The sequence below is a fragment of the Pseudomonas sp. GD03862 genome (assembly GCF_029840855.1).
Lineage (GTDB): Bacteria > Pseudomonadota > Gammaproteobacteria > Pseudomonadales > Pseudomonadaceae > Aquipseudomonas > Aquipseudomonas alloputida.
This window is the reverse complement of sequence record NZ_JAOCDI010000043.1, coordinates 32,445-49,917: the sequence shown is the minus strand read 5'-3', so window position 1 is coordinate 49,917 and position 17,473 is coordinate 32,445. Positions and strand designations below refer to the sequence as shown.

The 17,473-nt window shown below is 62.7% G+C and carries 15 protein-coding genes; 6 read left to right on the top strand and 9 right to left on the bottom strand.

Annotated elements, in window-relative coordinates; genetic code table 11:
• Nucleotides 1-143 precede the first annotated feature (143 nt).
• A complete protein-coding gene (locus N5D53_RS22565) occupies nucleotides 144-890 on the top strand; it encodes an SDR family oxidoreductase (RefSeq protein WP_088512710.1) in 747 nt (248 codons plus the stop codon).
• A gap of 7 nt (nucleotides 891-897) precedes the next feature.
• On the opposite strand, the gene N5D53_RS22560 is transcribed toward N5D53_RS22565, so the two are convergent.
• The 5 genes from N5D53_RS22560 to N5D53_RS22540 all read right to left on the bottom strand — a co-directional run bounded on the left by N5D53_RS22560 (nucleotide 898) and on the right by N5D53_RS22540 (nucleotide 7,970).
• Nucleotides 898-2,964 carry a PAS domain-containing protein gene (locus N5D53_RS22560; RefSeq protein WP_064493365.1) on the bottom strand — a complete coding sequence of 689 codons (2,067 nt, stop codon included), beginning with the start codon at nucleotides 2,962-2,964 and terminating at the stop codon, nucleotides 898-900.
• A 62-nt stretch (nucleotides 2,965-3,026) separates the two neighbouring features.
• Nucleotides 3,027-4,688, bottom strand: a complete 1,662-nt coding sequence (locus N5D53_RS22555) for a PAS domain-containing sensor histidine kinase (RefSeq protein WP_198748101.1) — start codon at nucleotides 4,686-4,688, stop codon at nucleotides 3,027-3,029.
• Between the two features lie 57 nt (nucleotides 4,689-4,745).
• Nucleotides 4,746-6,155, bottom strand: a complete 1,410-nt coding sequence (gene mapR, locus N5D53_RS22550; protein ID WP_003247831.1) for a GntR family transcriptional regulator MpaR — start codon at nucleotides 6,153-6,155, stop codon at nucleotides 4,746-4,748.
• A gap of 50 nt (nucleotides 6,156-6,205) precedes the next feature.
• Nucleotides 6,206-7,609 (bottom strand): cytochrome c oxidase accessory protein CcoG, encoded by a 1,404-nt coding sequence (gene ccoG, locus N5D53_RS22545; protein ID WP_064493367.1) that lies wholly within the window; start codon nucleotides 7,607-7,609, stop codon nucleotides 6,206-6,208.
• A 121-nt stretch (nucleotides 7,610-7,730) separates the two neighbouring features.
• Entirely contained in the window at nucleotides 7,731-7,970 is a 240-nt protein-coding gene (locus N5D53_RS22540; RefSeq protein ID WP_003247835.1) for a DUF3203 family protein, read from the bottom strand.
• Between the two features lie 169 nt (nucleotides 7,971-8,139).
• Between N5D53_RS22540 and N5D53_RS22535 the strand changes: the two genes are divergently transcribed.
• On the top strand, nucleotides 8,140-8,658 hold the full coding sequence (locus N5D53_RS22535; protein WP_014590733.1) for an MgtC/SapB family protein: 519 nt from the start codon (nucleotides 8,140-8,142) through the stop codon (nucleotides 8,656-8,658).
• Between the two features lie 532 nt (nucleotides 8,659-9,190).
• Here N5D53_RS22535 and N5D53_RS22530 read toward each other — a convergent pair.
• The 3 genes from N5D53_RS22530 to N5D53_RS22520 all read right to left on the bottom strand — a co-directional run bounded on the left by N5D53_RS22530 (nucleotide 9,191) and on the right by N5D53_RS22520 (nucleotide 11,462).
• Nucleotides 9,191-10,090, bottom strand: coding sequence for a hydroxymethylglutaryl-CoA lyase (locus N5D53_RS22530; RefSeq protein WP_020191380.1), 900 nt, complete (start codon nucleotides 10,088-10,090; stop codon nucleotides 9,191-9,193).
• Nucleotides 10,091-10,109: 19 nt separating this feature from the next.
• Nucleotides 10,110-10,508 carry a MerR family DNA-binding transcriptional regulator gene (locus tag N5D53_RS22525; RefSeq protein ID WP_003247847.1) on the bottom strand — a complete coding sequence of 133 codons (399 nt, stop codon included), beginning with the start codon at nucleotides 10,506-10,508 and terminating at the stop codon, nucleotides 10,110-10,112.
• Nucleotides 10,509-10,583: 75 nt separating this feature from the next.
• Nucleotides 10,584-11,462, bottom strand: coding sequence for a helix-turn-helix domain-containing protein (locus tag N5D53_RS22520; RefSeq protein WP_003247849.1), 879 nt, complete (start codon nucleotides 11,460-11,462; stop codon nucleotides 10,584-10,586).
• A gap of 172 nt (nucleotides 11,463-11,634) precedes the next feature.
• Here N5D53_RS22520 and pobA point away from each other — a divergent pair, with 172 nt between their 5' ends.
• The 3 genes from pobA to N5D53_RS22505 all read left to right on the top strand — a co-directional run bounded on the left by pobA (nucleotide 11,635) and on the right by N5D53_RS22505 (nucleotide 15,689).
• Nucleotides 11,635-12,822 carry a 4-hydroxybenzoate 3-monooxygenase gene (gene pobA / locus N5D53_RS22515; protein ID WP_279840853.1) on the top strand — a complete coding sequence of 396 codons (1,188 nt, stop codon included), beginning with the start codon at nucleotides 11,635-11,637 and terminating at the stop codon, nucleotides 12,820-12,822.
• Nucleotides 12,823-12,972: 150 nt separating this feature from the next.
• On the top strand, nucleotides 12,973-14,763 hold the full coding sequence (gene ggt / locus N5D53_RS22510) for a gamma-glutamyltransferase (protein WP_279840850.1): 1,791 nt from the start codon (nucleotides 12,973-12,975) through the stop codon (nucleotides 14,761-14,763).
• A 44-nt stretch (nucleotides 14,764-14,807) separates the two neighbouring features.
• Nucleotides 14,808-15,689 (top strand): LysR substrate-binding domain-containing protein, encoded by an 882-nt coding sequence (locus tag N5D53_RS22505; protein ID WP_010954391.1) that lies wholly within the window; start codon nucleotides 14,808-14,810, stop codon nucleotides 15,687-15,689.
• A 69-nt stretch (nucleotides 15,690-15,758) separates the two neighbouring features.
• Here the strand turns inward: N5D53_RS22505 and N5D53_RS22500 are convergent, their stop codons facing one another.
• A complete protein-coding gene (locus N5D53_RS22500) occupies nucleotides 15,759-16,811 on the bottom strand; it encodes an ornithine cyclodeaminase (RefSeq protein ID WP_279840849.1) in 1,053 nt (350 codons plus the stop codon).
• 187 nt (nucleotides 16,812-16,998) lie between these two features.
• On the opposite strand from N5D53_RS22500, the gene N5D53_RS22495 reads away from it, so the two are divergent.
• A complete protein-coding gene (locus N5D53_RS22495) occupies nucleotides 16,999-17,421 on the top strand; it encodes an Lrp/AsnC family transcriptional regulator (protein WP_010954389.1) in 423 nt (140 codons plus the stop codon).
• Nucleotides 17,422-17,473: the final 52 nt, after the last annotated feature.

The window sequence follows — 17,473 nt, the reverse complement described above, 5'->3', positions numbered from 1 at the left end:
AAGCCAGATCAACAGCCAGATCAACAGCCAAGATCAACAGCCACATCAACAGCAGAGGGTTGGCTGTGCTGATCTTCGTCATTCCAACGCAGCGCCATTTCGCCTATTGTCGATGCTCCCTTCCCCAAACCATTGGCAAACCCATGGAGAACGTCATTGTCATCACCGGCGGCAGCCGCGGTATCGGCGCCGCCACTGCGCTGCTGGCCGCCCGCCAGGGCTACCGCATCTGCATTAACTATCACGCCGATGACCAGGCCGCCGAAGCCATCCTCAGCCAGGTCCGCGCCCTGGGCGCCGAGGCCATCGCGGTGCGCGCCGACGTCAGCGTCGAAGATGAAATCATCCAGCTATTCCTGCGCGTCGACGATGAGCTCGGCCCGGTCACCGCACTGGTCAACAACGCCGGCACCATCGGCCAGCAGAGCAGGGTCGAGGACATGTCCGAGTTCCGGCTGCTGAACGTCATGAAGACCAACGTCGTCGGCCCCATGCTCTGCGCCAAGCACGCCCTGCTGCGCATGGCGCGCCGGCATGGCGGGCAAGGCGGGGCCATCGTCAACGTATCATCGGTCGCCGCACGCCTGGGTTCGCCCAACGAGTATGTCGACTATGCCGCCTCCAAGGGCGCGCTTGACACCTTCACCATCGGCCTGGCCAAAGAAGTGGCAGGCGAGGGCGTGCGCGTCAATGGCGTACGACCAGGCTATATCCATACCGGTTTCCATGCGCTTTCGGGTGACCCGGATCGCGTCAGCAAGCTTGAACCTGGCTTGCCCATGGGCCGAGGAGGGCATCCCGAGGAAGTGGCCGAGGCCATCCTCTGGTTGCTTTCGGACAAAGCCTCCTATGCCACCGGCAGCTTCATCGACCTGGGCGGCGGGCGCTGAGCGCCCGTCAAGGTTCCAGCAGCTCGCGAACCCGCTCTGCCAGTGCTTCCAGTTCGAACGGCTTGGTCAACACCAACGTACCTTGCAGCGGTTGGCCGTCGCTGAGCGCCGCGCTCTCATCGTAGCCGGTGATCAACAGCACCTTGAGGTCCGGGTAGCGCTCACGGCAGCGTTCGGCTACCTGGCGGCCATTCAGGCCGCCAGGCAGGCCGACATCGCTCAGCAGCAAGTCTGGCCGTTCGCCGCTTTGCAGGTGGGTGAGGGCAGACGGACCGTTCTCGAAGGCGTCCACCCGATAGCCCAGCTCTTCCAACACTTCGCCGATCACCAGGCGCAAGGCAGTCTGGTCTTCAACCAACAGAATGCGTTTGGCAGCCTCGCTGCTTCTTTGCAAGGGCGCGCGCGGAGGTTTACTGACTGGCGCCTGGGCTTGCTCGTGGTGGCGGGGTAACAGCAGCTCGATGCGGGTACCCTCGCCAGGCGCCGACAGCACCCGTAATTGCCCACCCGACTGGCGCACGAAGCCATAGGTCATGGACAGACCCAGGCCGGTGCCCTGGCCCATCGGCTTGGTGGTGAAGAACGGCTCGACTGCGCGCTCGACAACTTCAGCCGACATGCCGCTACCGTTGTCGACGATGCTCAGCCGCACGAACTCGCTGGCCGGCAGTTCCATTGCCACGGCCTGCTCGTCGTCAAGCAGCAGGTTGTCGCCGATGATCTCGATCACACCCCCGGCAGGCATGGCATCGCGCGCGTTGATGCATAAGTTGAGCAAGGCGCTTTCCAGTTGGGGAGGGTCGATGAAGGTCGGCCACAGCTGGCTGGCGAAGCGGCTGCTCAGGGTAATCGCCGGGCCGATGGTGCGGCGCAGCAGGTCTTCCATGCCAGCCACCAAGGTGGCCACTTGCGTGGAGCAGGGTTGCAGGGTCTGCTGGCGGGAGAACGCCAGCAGCCGGTGCACCAGCGACGAGGCCCGCTGCGCCGCGCTGCTGGACAGCTCCAGCAAGGGCGCCAGGGCGTCGAAGCGTGACTGGTCCAGGCGTTGACGCATCAACTCCTGGGCGCCCAGGATGCCGCCCAGCAAATTGTTGAAGTCGTGGGCAATGCCGCCACTGAGCTGGCCTACGGCCTCCATCTTCTGTGCCTGGCGCAGCGCCGCTTCGGCCTTGGCCAAGCGTTCCTGCTCCTGCACTCGCTCACTGATGTCATAGGCGAACAGAAACGCGCCCTGTACCTCGCCTATGGGGTCGCGCAAGGCGTTGAAGCGCAACTCATAATGACGCACCGCGGGGGGCTTGCCGAAGGTGCCGATCTCGATGAACTGCTCGCCTGCCAGGGCGCGCTGCCACATCGGCAGAATAGGCGTCTGGCCGGCGGTGCCATCCTCGAACAACCCGGGCAGGTAGTCGCCGATTTCGGGTGTCCTCCCGTACAGCAGGTGGAAGTCATGCCTGGCTTGGCGATTGACAGCGAGCCAGCGCAGGTCCTTGTCGACCACATGCACATTGACCACACTGTGATCGACCAGCTCGGCAAACAAGCGTCGCTCCGCCAGTGCGGCATTCACCCGTTGTTCGAGCTCTTCGTTCAGGCGCTGCAGGGCCTGCTCTGCACGCCGGCGCTCGGTGACATCCTTGAACAATACCGCTACCTGGCGTTTCTCGGCAGGTTCTATGCGAAAAGTGGTCACCGACAGCACGTGGCCCGTGGCAATCAGTTCCTGCTCGAAGTGCAGCGGTTCGCCGGTGCGAAGCACCGCGCCATAGCGGGCCACCCAGTCATCCGCCTCATCGGGCACCATCTCGCGCAGTTTTTGCCCGACCACGTTGGGGATGCCGGCGTGTTTGGCATAGGCTGCGTTGGCCAGCACGTGCACGTAGTCACTCAGGGGGCCATGGGGGCCATCGAAGAACTCGATGATGCAGAAGCCTTCGTCCATGGTGTCGAACAGTGAGCGATAGAAGTCCTGGTCGTGCGCCTGGTGGCTTGCAAGCCGTTGCTCCAGCAGTGTGTTCTGTCGCTGGAGGTCTTCGACTTGTTGGCGCAGTGAGTTCAGATCACGAGAAGGCATGCCTGCGTCCGGCCAATGAAAAGTCCTGACTTTAACGTGTTCACCTGCAGGCGAATAGCCACTCAGGGTGACTGGGCGGTGCTCCCCAGCAGCCGTTCAAGCGCCTGGGCAAGTGCTTGCAGATCGAAGGGCTTGGCCAGCAGTTCGGTGCGCCGGTGGGGCCGCGCATTTGCCGTACTGTGCGCAAGGTCATAGCCTGTGATCAGCAGCACCGCGGCATGCGGTGCAATATCTCGACAGGCGTCCGCGAGTTGGTAGCCATCGATACCCCCGGGCAGGCCGACATCGGTGATCAGCAAGTCTGGCGCAGGGGCTTCCTGCAAGGCCTTGTATGCCTGGCGGCCATCTTCGAATGCTTGAACTTCATGGCCCTGGTCCAGCAATACCTCCAGCATGACCAGGCGCAGGGCCGGCTCGTCTTCCACCAGCATCACCTTGCACACGCGCTGCTGAAGTGAGACCGCAGGTGCAGTCCCCTCGACGTGGGGGCAGGGTGAAGCGGCGGCGACGCTTTCATCGCAGGGGAGATACAGGTTGATGGCGGTACCCTGGCCAGGCGTGCTGTCGATGACCAACTGGCCACCGGATTGCCGCACAAAGCCGTAGACCATGGACAACCCAAGGCCAGTGCCCTGGCCGAGCGGCTTGGTGGTGAAGAAGGGCTCAAGGGCGCGCTGCATCACTGCTTTGGACATACCCATGCCGGTGTCTTCAACGCGGATACGCAGAAACCGGCCAGCGGCCAGGCGCAGTTGCCTGGCTTCGGCGCCTTGCACTTCGACATTGGCGCAACCAATGCTCAAGGTGCCGCCAAGCGGCATGGCGTCTCGGGCGTTGATGCACAGGTTGAGCAGCGCATTTTCCAGTTGCTGTGCGTCAATTCGGATGGGCCATTGTCCGGCATGCGTCTGGTCGTGATAGTCGACATAGGGGCCGGTGGAGCTGCTGATCAGGTCGTGCATGCCGGCCACCAGTTGCTGTACATCGACCCGTTGCGGGACCAGCGTCTGCTGCCGTGAGAATGCCAGCAAGCGCTGCACCAAGGCTGCGGCGCGTTGGGCATTGTGCCGGCTGAGTTCAAGCAGCTGCGCGGTGTCCGCCAGGCGTTGCTGCACCAGACGTTGCCCGGCCAGTTCCAGGGCGCCAAGGATGCTGGCCAGCAGGTTGTTGAAGTCATGGGCAATCCCGCCGGTCAACTGGCCGACCGCCTCCATTTTCTGCGCCTGGCGCAGTGCTTCTTCGGCCTGCTGCAGGCGTTCCTGTTCGGTCACGCGCTGCGTGATGTCATAGGCGAACAGGTAGCCGCCCTGAATTCGCTGCTGAGCATCGAGCCACGGGTGGTAGCGAATTTCGTAGTGGCGTGGTGCGTCGTCCAGCCCGAAGGTGACGGTGTCGATGAACGCTTCCCCCGCCAGTATGCGCGGCCATATCGGGGCCAGGCGGCCCATGATGTCGGGTTGACCGGTCAGGAACTGGGGTACGTAGTCGCCAATCTGCGGCACGAAGCCTCGGTAACGCTCGAAGGTTTCGCGCGCCGTGCGGTTGATGGCCAACAGGCGCATCCTGCGGTCGGCAGCAAACACGTTGGCCGGGCTGTTGTCGAGCAGTTCTCCAAGCAGCCTGTCATGCGCCTGGACGCTGTCTTCGCGCTCTGCCAGGCGTGCTTCCAGTTCTGCGACACGCGCTTGCAATTGTGCAAAGGACGCAAGCGTATCTGGCTGCATGACGAAGGCCTGATGATCGGATCGAGCAACTATAGTTGCCCCTCGGGCCCCTCGCTATCAGAACGAGCGAATGATCCGCCCGAGGGTTTCCATGGCCTGTTCGGCGCCGTCATGCCAGGGGCTGCCGTAGTTCAGGCGGATGCAATTGCCGAAGCGTCGGGTGGGCGAAAAGATCGGCCCGGGCGCGATGCTGATGCCTTGGGCCAGGGCCATGTGGAACAGCTTGAGGGCGTCCATCTGCTCGGGCAGTTCCAGCCACAGGAAGTAGCCGCCGGAGGGCTGGCTGACCCGTGTCTGCGCCGGGAAGTGGCGGGCGATGGCTGCCAGCATGTTGGCCTGCTGGCCCTCCAGCGCGTAGCGCAGCTTGCGCAGGTGGCGGTCGTAGCCGCCGTGTTGCAGGTAGTCGGCGATGGCCGCCTGAGCCGGCATGGAGGCACACAGGGAGGTCATCAGTTTCAACCGCTCGATCTTCTGCGCAAAGCGCCCGGCGGCCACCCAGCCAATGCGATAGCCCGGTGCCAGGCTTTTGGCGAACGAGCCGCAGTGCATGACCAGGCCTTGGGTGTCGAAGGCCTTGGCGGGTTTGGGCGCCTGTTGCGAGTAGTACAGCTCGGCGTACACGTCGTCTTCGATCAACGGCACCTGATGGCGCGCCAGCAACTCCACCAGGGCCTGTTTCTTGGCCTCCGGCATGCTTGCACCTACCGGGTTCTGGAAGTTGGTCATGCACCACACGGCCTTTACCGGGTGCTTTTCCAGGGTCTGCGCCAGCACCCCCAGGTCCATGCCCTCGCGCGGGTGCACGGGGATTTCCACGGCCTTGAGCTTGAGCCGCTCCAGCACCTGCAGGCAGGCATAGAAGGCCGGGGCCTCGATGGCGACCAGGTCGCCCGGCTGGGTCACGGCCTGCAGGCACAGGTTCAGGGCCTCCAGTGCGCCGTTGGTGATCAGCAGCTCTTCCATCGGCAGCATCAGCCCACCGACCATGTAACGCAGGGCGATCTGCCGGCGCAGCTGCGGGTTGCCGGGGGACAGATCGGTCACCACCATGCGCGGGTCCATGCTGCGGCTGGCACTGGCCAGTGAGCGGGACAGGCGTTGCAGCGGGAACAGTTCAGGGCTGGGAAAGGCTGAGCCGAAGGCAATGGTGTTGGGGTCCTTGATCGAGTCGAGGATCGAAAATACCAAGGCGCTGACGTCGACATCGGTAGACTCGCTCACCGGTTGCAGCGCCTGCGGCTCGCTGAACTGACGCGGAACGTGGGCGTTGACGAAATACCCGGAGCGCGGCCGGGCGCGGATCAGCCCGCGCCGTTCCAGCAGGTAATAGGCCTGGAACACGGTAGACGGGCTGACCCCGTGGGTCTGGCTGGCGTAGCGCACGGACGGCACGCGCTGGCCGGGGCCCAGCACCCCGGAGCGGATCAGTTCGGCAATGTCATCGGCGAAGCGTTCGTAGCGTTTCATTCTGGCCTTCTGTCCAAGCCTGGCAGGCAAGGTGGCGTGAGTGTAAAGGATCAGCGGTTCATGGGGGCGACGAAGCGACTGTGCGCCACGCTGCGAATAGTGGGGTCGTCTCGCTCGCTGATTTCAAAGCTCAGCGTCTGCGAGCTGCTGCTCGGGCGCTCGGCGAGCATCGCCACCGACACCGGCAGTTCGCTCATTTCGCCAGCAGGGATGACCAGTGCGCTATTGCCCTGCAGGGTGAAACCGTCAGCGTCCAGCAGGCGCAATTGATAGTGCTGGGTACGTTCGGTCTTGTTGATGACTTTGAGCAGGTAAATGTTCTCGATCTGGCCTTGGGCGTTTTCGCGGAACAGGCCGCGGTCCTTGATCACATCCAGCGATACCATCGGGCGCATCTGCAGGGCCACCACCAGTGCCCCGATCATGACCAGCAGTGCGGCAGCGTAGCCCAACAGGCGCGGGCGCAGCCAGTGCGTGGTACCGCCTTGCAGGCTGTGCTCGGACTTGTAGCCAATCAGGCCGCGGGCGTAACCCATCTTGTCCATTACTCCGTCACAGGCGTCGATGCACGCGGCACAGCCGATGCAAGCCATCTGCAAGCCATCACGGATGTCGATGCCGGTGGGGCACACCTGCACGCATAGGGTGCAATCGATGCAGTCGCCCAGTCCCTGGGCACCGACGTCACTGCCTTTCTTGCGCGGACCACGGGCTTCGCCACGACGCGGGTCGTAAGCGACCGCCAGGGTGTCCTTGTCGAACATCACGCTCTGGAAGCGCGCATACGGGCACATGTGCAGGCACACCGCTTCACGCAGCAGGCCGGCATTGATGTAGGTAGCGGCCGTGAAGAACAGCACCCAGAACAGTGCCACACCGCCCAGTTGCAAGGTGAGCAATTCTGCGGCCAGTGGCCGGATCGGGGTGAAGTAGCCGACGAAGGTCAGCCCCGTGAGCACGCCAATGGCCAACCACAGGCTGTGTTTGAGCGTGCGACGGGCCAGTTTGTTCAGGCTCCAGGGCGCCGCGGCCAGCTTGATGCGCTGGTTGCGGTCCCCCTCGGTAACCTTTTCGCACCACATGAATAGCCAGGTCCAGGTGCTTTGCGGGCAACTGTAACCGCACCAGACGCGACCGGCGTAGACGGTGATGGCGAACAGGCCAAAGGCACAGATGATCAGCAGCGCCGACAGCAGGATGAAGTCCTGGGGCCAGAAGGTGGCGCCGAAGATGTGGAACTTGCTGTTTCCCAGGTCCCACAGTACGGCCTGGCGGCCGTTCCAGTTCAGCCAGGCCGTGCCGAAGAACAGCACGAACAGGGCGCCGGCAAAGCCGATGCGCAGGTTACGGTAAAGCCCGGTAAAGCTGCGGGTATGGATGCCGCTGTCGGTGCGTCGTGCTTGGATGCTGGCTGGGGCGGTGGCGATCTCTGTAAAAGGGATTCTATCGTTCATGGTTCGGTGCTCATCAGGCCTCGATCAGGCATGAGCACTATGGCGCTGAAGCTGTTATCAGCACAGGTTCAGATTTTACGATAAAAACCATATCAGATTTGCCGCATAGCCCCGGCAGGCCTCATATCACCGAGCCTGGCGCGCTGGCCTTCAGATGCCTGCGGCTATCCACCGCACCCGCCACGGTCAGTGCATCGGCCTCGGTTTCGGTAATGGGCACGCGTTGGCCGGCCAGTATGGCCACCGACATGCGCAACTGCTCGTCGGTGATGATCTCGATATCCGGGCCTTCGCCCTCGATGCGCAGGCCTTCGCCGATCAGCGTGCAGCGGCGGGTGGTTTCGTCGATTTCAATGGGCATGGTGAGGTCCTCCCGGGGTGATTACAGGGTGGACCACGGTCAGGGGCCAGTTGCTGCATCAGCAAGCTGAGCGGCACTTTGCAGTACGTGTGACGGTCAACCTTGCATAGGGCAGGCCTGCTGACGTGGCAGGCGGATTCATAAAGCTCAAGCAGGGGAAACAACTGCGATGGACGTCATCTGGCAAGCAATCCAGGCGGAATTCGCCGATGTCACCGATGAGCGCGAGGTGACGCAAATCCTTGTGCGCTTGCTGATGGCTGCTGTGCTTGGCGCAGTACTGGGCTTCGAGCGCGAACACAAGGGCAAGTCTGCCGGGGTGCGTACCCATATGCTGGTGTCGCTGGGGGCCGCCCTGTTCGTTCTGTCGCCCAGTATGGCGGGGTCCGACGAACAGGCACTCAGTCGGGTGATCCAGGGCATCGTTGCCGGTATCGGTTTTCTCGGTGCGGGTACCATTCTGAAGGGTAACGGCCAGGACACCAGCCATGTGAAGGGCCTGACGACCGCTGCCGGGCTATGGATGACCGCTGCCATCGGTACGGCGGCTGGCATGGGACGCGAAGCCACGGCGCTGATCAGCACGGTACTGGCCCTGCTGGTACTGGGCACGATGCCGTTGCTGGTGGAGAAGGTCGAAGGGCAGGATGAGGAGAAGCAGAAGGAGGAAGAGGGCAGGAAGCACTGAGGGGAGCCGAAGCTCCCCTCAAAGCGTTGTTGCCTGCTCTTTTTTTATTATTGGGACCGGCCTTTTGTTGTTTTTGTCGGCTTGTCCTGGTGTTGCGGGCGACCCCCATGCGGGGTCAAGAGCAAACGTATTTTTTTGAGCGCTGACCTGCTTTCATCATTGCTGATCCGAACCTGGCTGCCGCTACCTTGAGGTAGTTTTATTGTTCTGTGCCAGACCGCGGGGCGAACCCCTGAAAAGCGTGTCGACTCCAAAAAAATCTGCTTGCTACGCCTCTGCCGTGTTGTTCTTGTTATGTCAGAGCCGTTACCTGTTGTTTTTATTGGGTATCGCGTTTTTTTTGTTGTTGTACCAGAGATATAGCAGGGTGCGTGCCAACTTTTGGAAACCCTTTAAAATCAATGAGTTAAGAATATTGGTCGACACCACCCAGCCTGAAATTCTGCCGATTTGTTTCCCTGTTACCCGATTTTTTGCTGTGAAATGTGCGGGAGGTAACACTTCACCCACACCAATGTGACACCCGTGTGACCTATCGTGCGCTGCACGCCCGTGCTACCCGCGACCCGTTGTCGCGGCCCAGCACGTCGCTGATGCGCTGGCCGGCGGCTATCAGCCGGCCCAGGTCGATGCCGGTTTCAATGCCAAGCCCCTGCAGCAGGTACACAACGTCTTCGCTGGCGATATTGCCGGTAGCACCCTTGGCGTAAGGGCAGCCGCCCAGCCCGGCTACCGAGCTGTCGAATACGCTGATGCCTTCGAGCAGGCTGGCATAGACGTTGGCCAAGGCCTGGCCGTAAGTGTCATGGAAGTGTCCGGCCAACTGCTCGCGCGGTACCTGGGCCGACACCACCTCGAACAGGCGTCGGGTGTCGCCTGCGGTGCCGGTGCCAATGGTGTCACCCAGCGAGACCTCGTAGCAGCCCATGTCGTGCAGGGCGCGGGCCACCGGGGCCACCTGCTCGGCGCTGACCTTGCCCTCGTAAGGGCAGCCAAGCACACATGACACATACCCGCGCACGCGCACGCCGTGGCTGCGCGCAGCGTCCATGATGGGTTCGAAGCGCTTGAGGCTTTCGCTGATCGAGCAATTGATGTTGCGTTGCGAGAACGCTTCGGAGGCGGCAGCAAACACCGCTACTTCCTTGACCCCGGCAGCCAGGGCGTCCTCGAAACCGCGCAGGTTCGGCGCCAGTGCGGCATACGTCACACCGGGGCGCTGCTGGATGCCGGCGAACACCTCGGCAGAGCCGGCCATCTGTGGCACCCACTTGGGGGACACGAAACTGCCCACTTCTATATAGGCCAGGCCCGCTTCGGTGAGGTCGTTGACCAGGCGTACCTTGTCGGCGACGCTGATGGGCTGGGCTTCGTTCTGTAGGCCGTCGCGTGGGCCGACTTCAACCAGGCGGACGTGTTTGGGCAAGGACATGGCGGGTTTCCTGTGGCGTTCAGCGGTTGTCTTTGTTGTTCAGGGTGGCGGCCAGGGCTTGTTCGCAGCGTTCCTGGGCGGTGTCCAGTTCCAGTTGCATCTGGTGGATGTCCAGCATCTGCTGCTCCAGCTGGGCGCGGCGCTCGGCAATCTTCGCCAGCATGCTGTTGAGCTGTTTGAGGTTGCCGCTGGTGGGGTCGTACAGTTCGATCAACTCGCGGCACTCGGCCAGGGAAAAGCCGATGCGCTTGCCGCGCAGGATGAGCTTCAGGCTGACCTTGTCGCGCGGTGAGTAGATACGTTCCAGCCCGCGACGCTCAGGGCTGAGCAGGCCCTGTTCTTCGTAGAAGCGGATAGCGCGGGTGGTGATGTCCAGTTCGCGGGACAGGTCGGAGATGCTGTAGGTCTGAGTGCTCATGCTCGGGCTCGGCGTGGGGTATGCGGATATCCTGAGGGCAGGTTGACGTATACGTCAAGAAGAGGCCGCCAAGGATTATTCCGACAACCCTGATCTGCGATACGCATTGGGCGTTTGCCCACTCAAGCGCTTGAACCACCGGGCGAAGTAGGTCGGGTCGGTAAACCCCAGGCTATCCGACAACTGCCCAATGCTCATCCGCGTGTAAATAAGGTTGCGTCGCGCCTCCAGCAACAACCGCTGGTGCACCACCTGCAATGCAGTCTGACCGCTCAGTGCCCGGCACAGCTGGTTCAGTTGCAAACTCGGAATATTCAGCCGCGCGGCAAAGTCTTCAACCGACAGATGCTCGCGGTAATGCGCTTCGACCAGGCGCAAGTATTGCCCCAGCAACAGGCGGTCACGTTCATCACGGTTACGCGGTGCCTGCCCTTGCTGCTGACGGCGGCTGATCCACACCATCAGCGCGGTCACCAACGCTTCCAACATCGCGGCGCGTGCCGGGGCATTGCCTTGGTACTCCCGCTGCAAGGTGTCGACCAGGCTGCGCAGGTGCACGCGGTCATGGCCCAACGGATAACACGCAGGCTGTGCCAGCACCGTCAGTGGCGCGCCCAGGCGCTGTTCCAGGTTCGCTACAAGGGCAGTACCAAAGGTCAGGACATAGCCCTGGATATCGGCGCTGAAGCGAAAGCCATGCACGGTCATCGGTGGCACGACCTGGATCGCCGCTTCGCCGATGGCACTGCGCACCCCCTCGATCTCCACCTGGGCCTGGCCACGCTGTACATACAGCAGCTGGAACAGCTCGGCATGCTGGTGCGGCTTGATCTCCCAGTGATGCAGGCGGCTGCGTGCCGGGATCGACTCGCAGTGCAGCAGGTCGGTGCCGGGCCAGGCCTGATTTTCGCCATACAGCTTGAACAACGGGACGCCGGGGAGGGTGGATTTCATCTGGGTTGGCCTGTCCGTTAATCGAACGCTTTTCGTAAAAGTGCAGGTTTTTTATGGAATAGCACACTTAAACGGCGTTTTCTGCCAGTAAAAATGCAATGGCAAACCCTAACAGCAGATGCCGCCCCGCTGCCAGTCCCAGGCCGGTATCGTCCGAACAGAGACAACAACAATGAAAACTCAGGTTGCAATTATTGGTGCAGGTCCGTCTGGCCTGCTGCTGGGCCAGCTGCTGCACAAGGCCGGTATCGATAACATCATCGTCGAACGCCAGACCGCCGAGTACGTACTAGGCCGCATCCGCGCCGGGGTGCTGGAGCAAGGCACGGTCGACCTGCTGCGCGAGGCCGGCGTGGCCGAGCGCATGGACCGTGAAGGCCTGGTGCACGAGGGGGTCGAACTGCTGGTTGGCGGGCGCCGCCAGCGTCTGGATCTCAAAGCCCTGACCGGCGGCAAGACGGTGATGGTCTACGGCCAGACCGAAGTCACCCGTGACCTGATGCAGGCCCGCGAAGCCAGTGGTGCGCCGATCATTTATTCAGCCGCCAACGTTCAGCCGCATGAATTGAAAGGCGAAAAGCCCTACCTGACGTTCGAAAAGGATGGCCGGGTGCAGCGGATTGACTGCGACTATATCGCCGGCTGCGACGGCTTTCACGGCATCTCGCGGCAGAGCATCCCGGAGGGCGTGCTGAAACAGTATGAGCGGGTTTACCCGTTTGGCTGGCTGGGCCTGCTGTCGGACACACCGCCGGTCAATCACGAGCTGATCTACGCCCACCATGCGCGCGGTTTCGCGTTGTGTAGCCAACGCTCGCAAACACGCAGCCGCTACTACCTGCAGGTACCTTTGCAAGATCGGGTCGAGGAGTGGTCTGACGAGCGTTTCTGGGACGAACTGAAAGCCCGTTTGCCCGCCGAGGTGGCGGCGGACCTGGTCACAGGCCCCGCGTTGGAAAAAAGCATTGCGCCACTGCGTAGCCTGGTGGTCGAACCCATGCAGTATGGTCACCTGTTCCTGGTGGGTGACGCGGCGCACATCGTCCCCCCTACGGGTGCCAAAGGCCTTAACCTGGCGGCCTCGGACGTCAACTACCTGTACCGCATTCTGGTCAAGGTGTACCACGAAGGGCGCGTCGACCTGCTTGCGCAATACTCGCCGCTGGCCCTGCGCCGCGTGTGGAAGGGCGAGCGCTTCAGCTGGTTCATGACCCAACTGCTGCATGACTTCGGTAGCCACAAGGACGCTTGGGACCAGAAGATGCAGGAAGCTGACCGCGAGTACTTCCTGACCTCGCCGGCGGGGCTGGTGAACATTGCCGAGAACTATGTGGGGCTGCCGTTCGAAGAAGTGACCTGATCCGTCATTGCGCAAACCTGGCACTCATGCAGGGAGCAAGGGCTGCATTGGTCAGCGAATGGCTTGCCGGTAATTACACCAAGGCTTGAAGTCGAGACTGCGTATGACCGACAGTGCTTCGCTGAATAGGTGATGGCAGGATGCATGACGATGAAATATCCCACCCCGCTGATCGGCGCTCTGTGCCTGCTGGTTACCAGTAACTGGGCCGGTGCCGACCAGGTATTGCCCGCGCCACCGGAACTGGCCTCCGGCTACCGCAGCGGTTTGCAGCCTGTGCACGCCAGCCGGCACATGGTCGCCGCAGCCAACCCGCTGGCCAGTGAAGCGGGGCGGGCGATGTTGCGTGCCGGCGGCAGTGCGATTGACGCCGCCATCGCCATGCAGATGGTGCTGACACTGGTCGAGCCGCAGTCCAGTGGGATCGGCGGCGGGGCGTTCATCCTGTATTGGGATGGCAAGCGCGTGCAGGCATTCGACGGGCGTGAGGCAGCACCTGCGGCGGTGACGGAAAAGCTGTTCCTGCAAGCCGATGGCACACCCATGCCGTTTCGGGTGGCGCAGATCGGTGGGCGTTCGGTGGGCGTGCCCGGGGTGCTGCGTGCCCTGAAACAGGCCCACGAGCAGCACGGCAAGTTGCCCTGGCACGACCTGTTCGCCCCGGCCATCGCCCTGGCACGCAACGGCTTCGCGGTTTCCGAGCGCCTGCACACGCTACTGGCCGGGGACCCCTACATTGCCCGCTCACCCGCAATGGCTCGTTACTTCCTGGATGAACAGGGCAGGCCGCTGGCCGTGGGTACAATTCTGCGCAACCCTGAGTTGGCACAGACCTTCGAGCAGATCGCCGCACAGGGGCCCGAGGTGTTCTACAGCGGTGAAATTGCCGAAGCCATCGTCGCCAAGGTGCGTGGCCATGCCAATGCCGGGTATCTGTCGTTGCAGGACTTGCAGCGGTACCAGGCCAAGGAGCGCGAGCCGTTGTGCGGTCCCTACAAGGCCTGGCAGATCTGCGGCATGCCGCCGCCCTCATCGGGTGGGGTGACCGTCCTGCAAACCTTGGGCCTGCTCGAAGCCGTGCAGCGCACCGCGCCGCAACGCGACCTGGCAGCGCTGCGACCGCTGGCCACCTCGTCCCCGGCCCGCCTGGAAGCCCCGCCGTTGGCCGTGCACCTGATTGCCGAGGCCGAACGCCTGGCCTACGCCGACCGCGCTCAGTACCTGGCCGACAGCGACTACGTGCCCGTCCCGGTCAAGGCCCTGACCGATTCTGCTTACCTGGCCAGCCGCGCGGCGCTGATCGGCGAGCACAGCATGAAGCGCGCCCGCCCGGGCCAGCCGCAAGGGGCGGACCTGACGCTTGCGCCCGACCGCTCGCCACTGCGCATCTCAACCTCTCACCTCAGTGCGGTGGATGACAACGGCCAGGCCCTGGCCATGACCACCTCGGTGGAGGCCGCATTTGGCTCGCACCTGATGGTCAAGGGCTTCCTGCTCAACAATCAGCTGACCGACTTCTCGTTCATCCCCCACGAGCACGGCAAGCCGGTGGCCAATCGGGTGCAGCCGGGCAAACGGCCGCTGTCGGCCATGGCGCCGACGTTGGTGTTCTCGCGTGCCACGGGCGAGTTTGTCGCGAGCCTCGGTTCGCCGGGCGGCTCGCAGATCATCGGTTACGTGAACAAGGCGCTGGTCGGCCTGCTGGATTGGCGGCTCGACCCGCAGCAGGCCGCCGACCTGCCCAACTTCGGCAGCCGCAATGCCGGCACCGAAGTGGAAGCAGGGCTGAGCAGCCCGGCGCTGATCCGCCAGTTGGCAGCGTGGGGGCATGAGGTGACACCGATGACCATGACCAGCGGCATGCAGATCATCCAGCGCAGCGGCGAGGGTTGGTCAGGCGGTGCCGATCCCCGGCGGGAAGGAGTGGCCCTCGGTGACTAGCCGTGATAGAACGCAGACTTGCCATTCAGTCGTTGAATATCTAGATGTCTATCAGCGTGAAATCGAATAGAGCTCTGTTCGACCTCGACCTGCTGCGCGCCATTGTCGTGGTGGCAGACTGCGGCAGCTTCACCACCGCTGCCGCGCGGCTGCATTCGACCCAGTCGACGATCAGCCAGAAGGTGCGCCGCCTGGAAGACATGGTCGGCCACCGCCTGTTGGTGCGGGGCAACCGTGACGTACTGCCGACCGACGCCGGGCAGACCTTGCTCGGCTATGCCCGGCACATGCTGGCCCTGAACGATCAGATGCTTGAAGCCCTGGCCGGGGCGATGGTGGGCACCACGGTACGGCTTGGCGTGCCCGAGGACTTCGTGGGCGGGCGTACCACCAATGCGCTATCGGCATTCAGCCGGCTGCACCCACAGGTGAAGCTCGAAGTGACCAGTGGCTTGTGCCGTGACCTGAGCCAGGCCTATGACAATGGCGAACTTGACCTGGTGCTGCTCAAGCAGCGGCGCAACAGCCGTGAGGGCGTGGCCTGTTGGCCAGAGCGTCTGCAGTGGATCGACAGTGCGCGCACGCCCGCCTTCGAGCTGGACCCGATCCCGTTGGTCACCTTTCCGCCACGCGGCCTGTACCGCGAGGACATGATCAACGCCATCGAAGGCATGGGCCGGCGCTGGCGTATCAGCTTTACCAGCTCCAGCCTCAGTGGCATCCAGGCTGCGGTCGCCGATGGCATGGGTATCAGCCTGCTGCCACCCAGGGCGGCCACCGGCGAGCACAGGGTGTTGGGGGCCGGGCAAGGGCTGCCGGAGGTCGACAGCTATGAGATCGTCATCGTGCACCGGCCGACGGCGGATGTGATGGTCAAGGCGCTGGCTGAGGTGATGACGCAGTTGCTGGCGGGCGGTGGGATCTGACGATCTGTGGTCGATGCGCTTGTACATGACCCAAAGCCCACACACACTTTCGACCAACCCGATTCAATGTCAGGCAACCCGTCGGATACGCCTTTTGCCAGCGCGGTCTCGGGTGTGGCTGAACAGGTCTTTCGGGTCGTCCTCCACCCACGGCACCAGGTCGATCTTGGTGCCCATCCCGCGCTTTTCGGCTTGCTGTAGTACGTACCGTAGTACGGTGTAGTCTTCGAGGGCGAAGCCCACCGAATCGAATACAGTGACCTGGCTGTCGCTTTGGCGGCCCTCGGTTTCTCCGCGCAGCACGCGCCACAGGTCGACCACCGGAAAGTCCGCCGGCAGCTGCTGGATCTCACCTTCGATACGGGTTTGTGGCTCGTACTCGACGAACACCCGCGCGTTGCGCAGCACATCGGCGTGCAGCTCGGTTTTGCCAGGGCAGTCACCACCCACGGCGTTCAGGTGCATACCGGGCTCCAGCATGTCGGGGGTAATGATGGTGGCGCAGGCCTTGTCGGCCGTTACCGTGGTGATGATGTCCACGCCTTTCACTGCCTCGGCTACCGAGCTGGCCCGGCGGATGGTCAAGCCGCTGTATTCCTTGAGGTTGGCGATAAGCTTGGCGGTGGCCAGCGGGTCGGTGTCGTAGGCGACGATTTCTTCGATGCCCAGGTGCTTGTGGAAGGCCAGGGCCTGGAATTCGCTTTGCGCGCCGTTGCCGATCAGCGCCATCTTGCGCGCGTTCGGGCGGGCCAGTGCCTGGGCTGCCATCAGCGAAGTCGCTGCGGTGCGCAGGGCGGTGGCGATGGTCAGTTCGGACAGCAGCACCGGGTAACCGGTGTCGACATCGGCCAGCACACCGAAGGCCATCACCGTATGCAGGTCGCGTGCAGTGTTGGCCGGGTGGCCGTTGACGTATTTGAAGGCATAGCGGCTTTTGTCGGCGACCGGCATCAGTTCGATCACGCCTACTTCCGAGTGGTTGGCAACGCGCGCGGACTTGTCAAACGCCTGCCAGCGTTTGAAATCGTCCCTCAGGGCAGCGGCAAGCTCGCCAATAAACGGCGCTACGCCAATGTCATGCACCAAGTCCGACATGGTTGGAACATCAATGAAATACGTCATGCTCTTGCACCTTGTTATTGTGCGCTTGCCCAGCAGTGCGGGGTCAGCGCTTGAGATTATCGAAGTGAAGCCGCATGAACATTTTGATGACAGGTTGCGCCAATCGGAAGCATACAGGTTGTCAGTTTCGTCAGGCTTCTGGACAATCTGCCAACCCAACGTAGCAATCTGATTATTTGGCAGGCTTATGGACACGATCGATCGGGAACTGATTGCACTGTTGCGGGACAACGCACGTACCCCTGTGCTGACCCTGGCGAAGAAGCTGAAGGTGGCCAGGGCAACGGTGCATAACCGCATCACCCGGCTTGAAGAGCAGGGTGTGATCATCGGTTATACGGTGCGTCTGCGCTCCGATGCGCTGGACCAGGGGGTGCGGGCAATCACCAGCATCGGCATCAGCGGCCACCATGCCGCAGAGGTCAAGCACGCGCTGCGCGGGCATCCCAATGTGGTGGCCATCCACACCACCAATGGCCGCTGGGACTTGATGGCAGAGCTGCGCGCCGACACCCTCGAAGCGTTCGACCGGGCGCTGAACGCCATCCGCTCGATCCCGCATATCGAGAACACCGAGACCAGCATCCTGCTGTCGACCTACAAGATGTGACCGCTGAGCCAGGCCTTTTGCCAGGTGTATTGCATAAAAAGCTGCTGGCCCT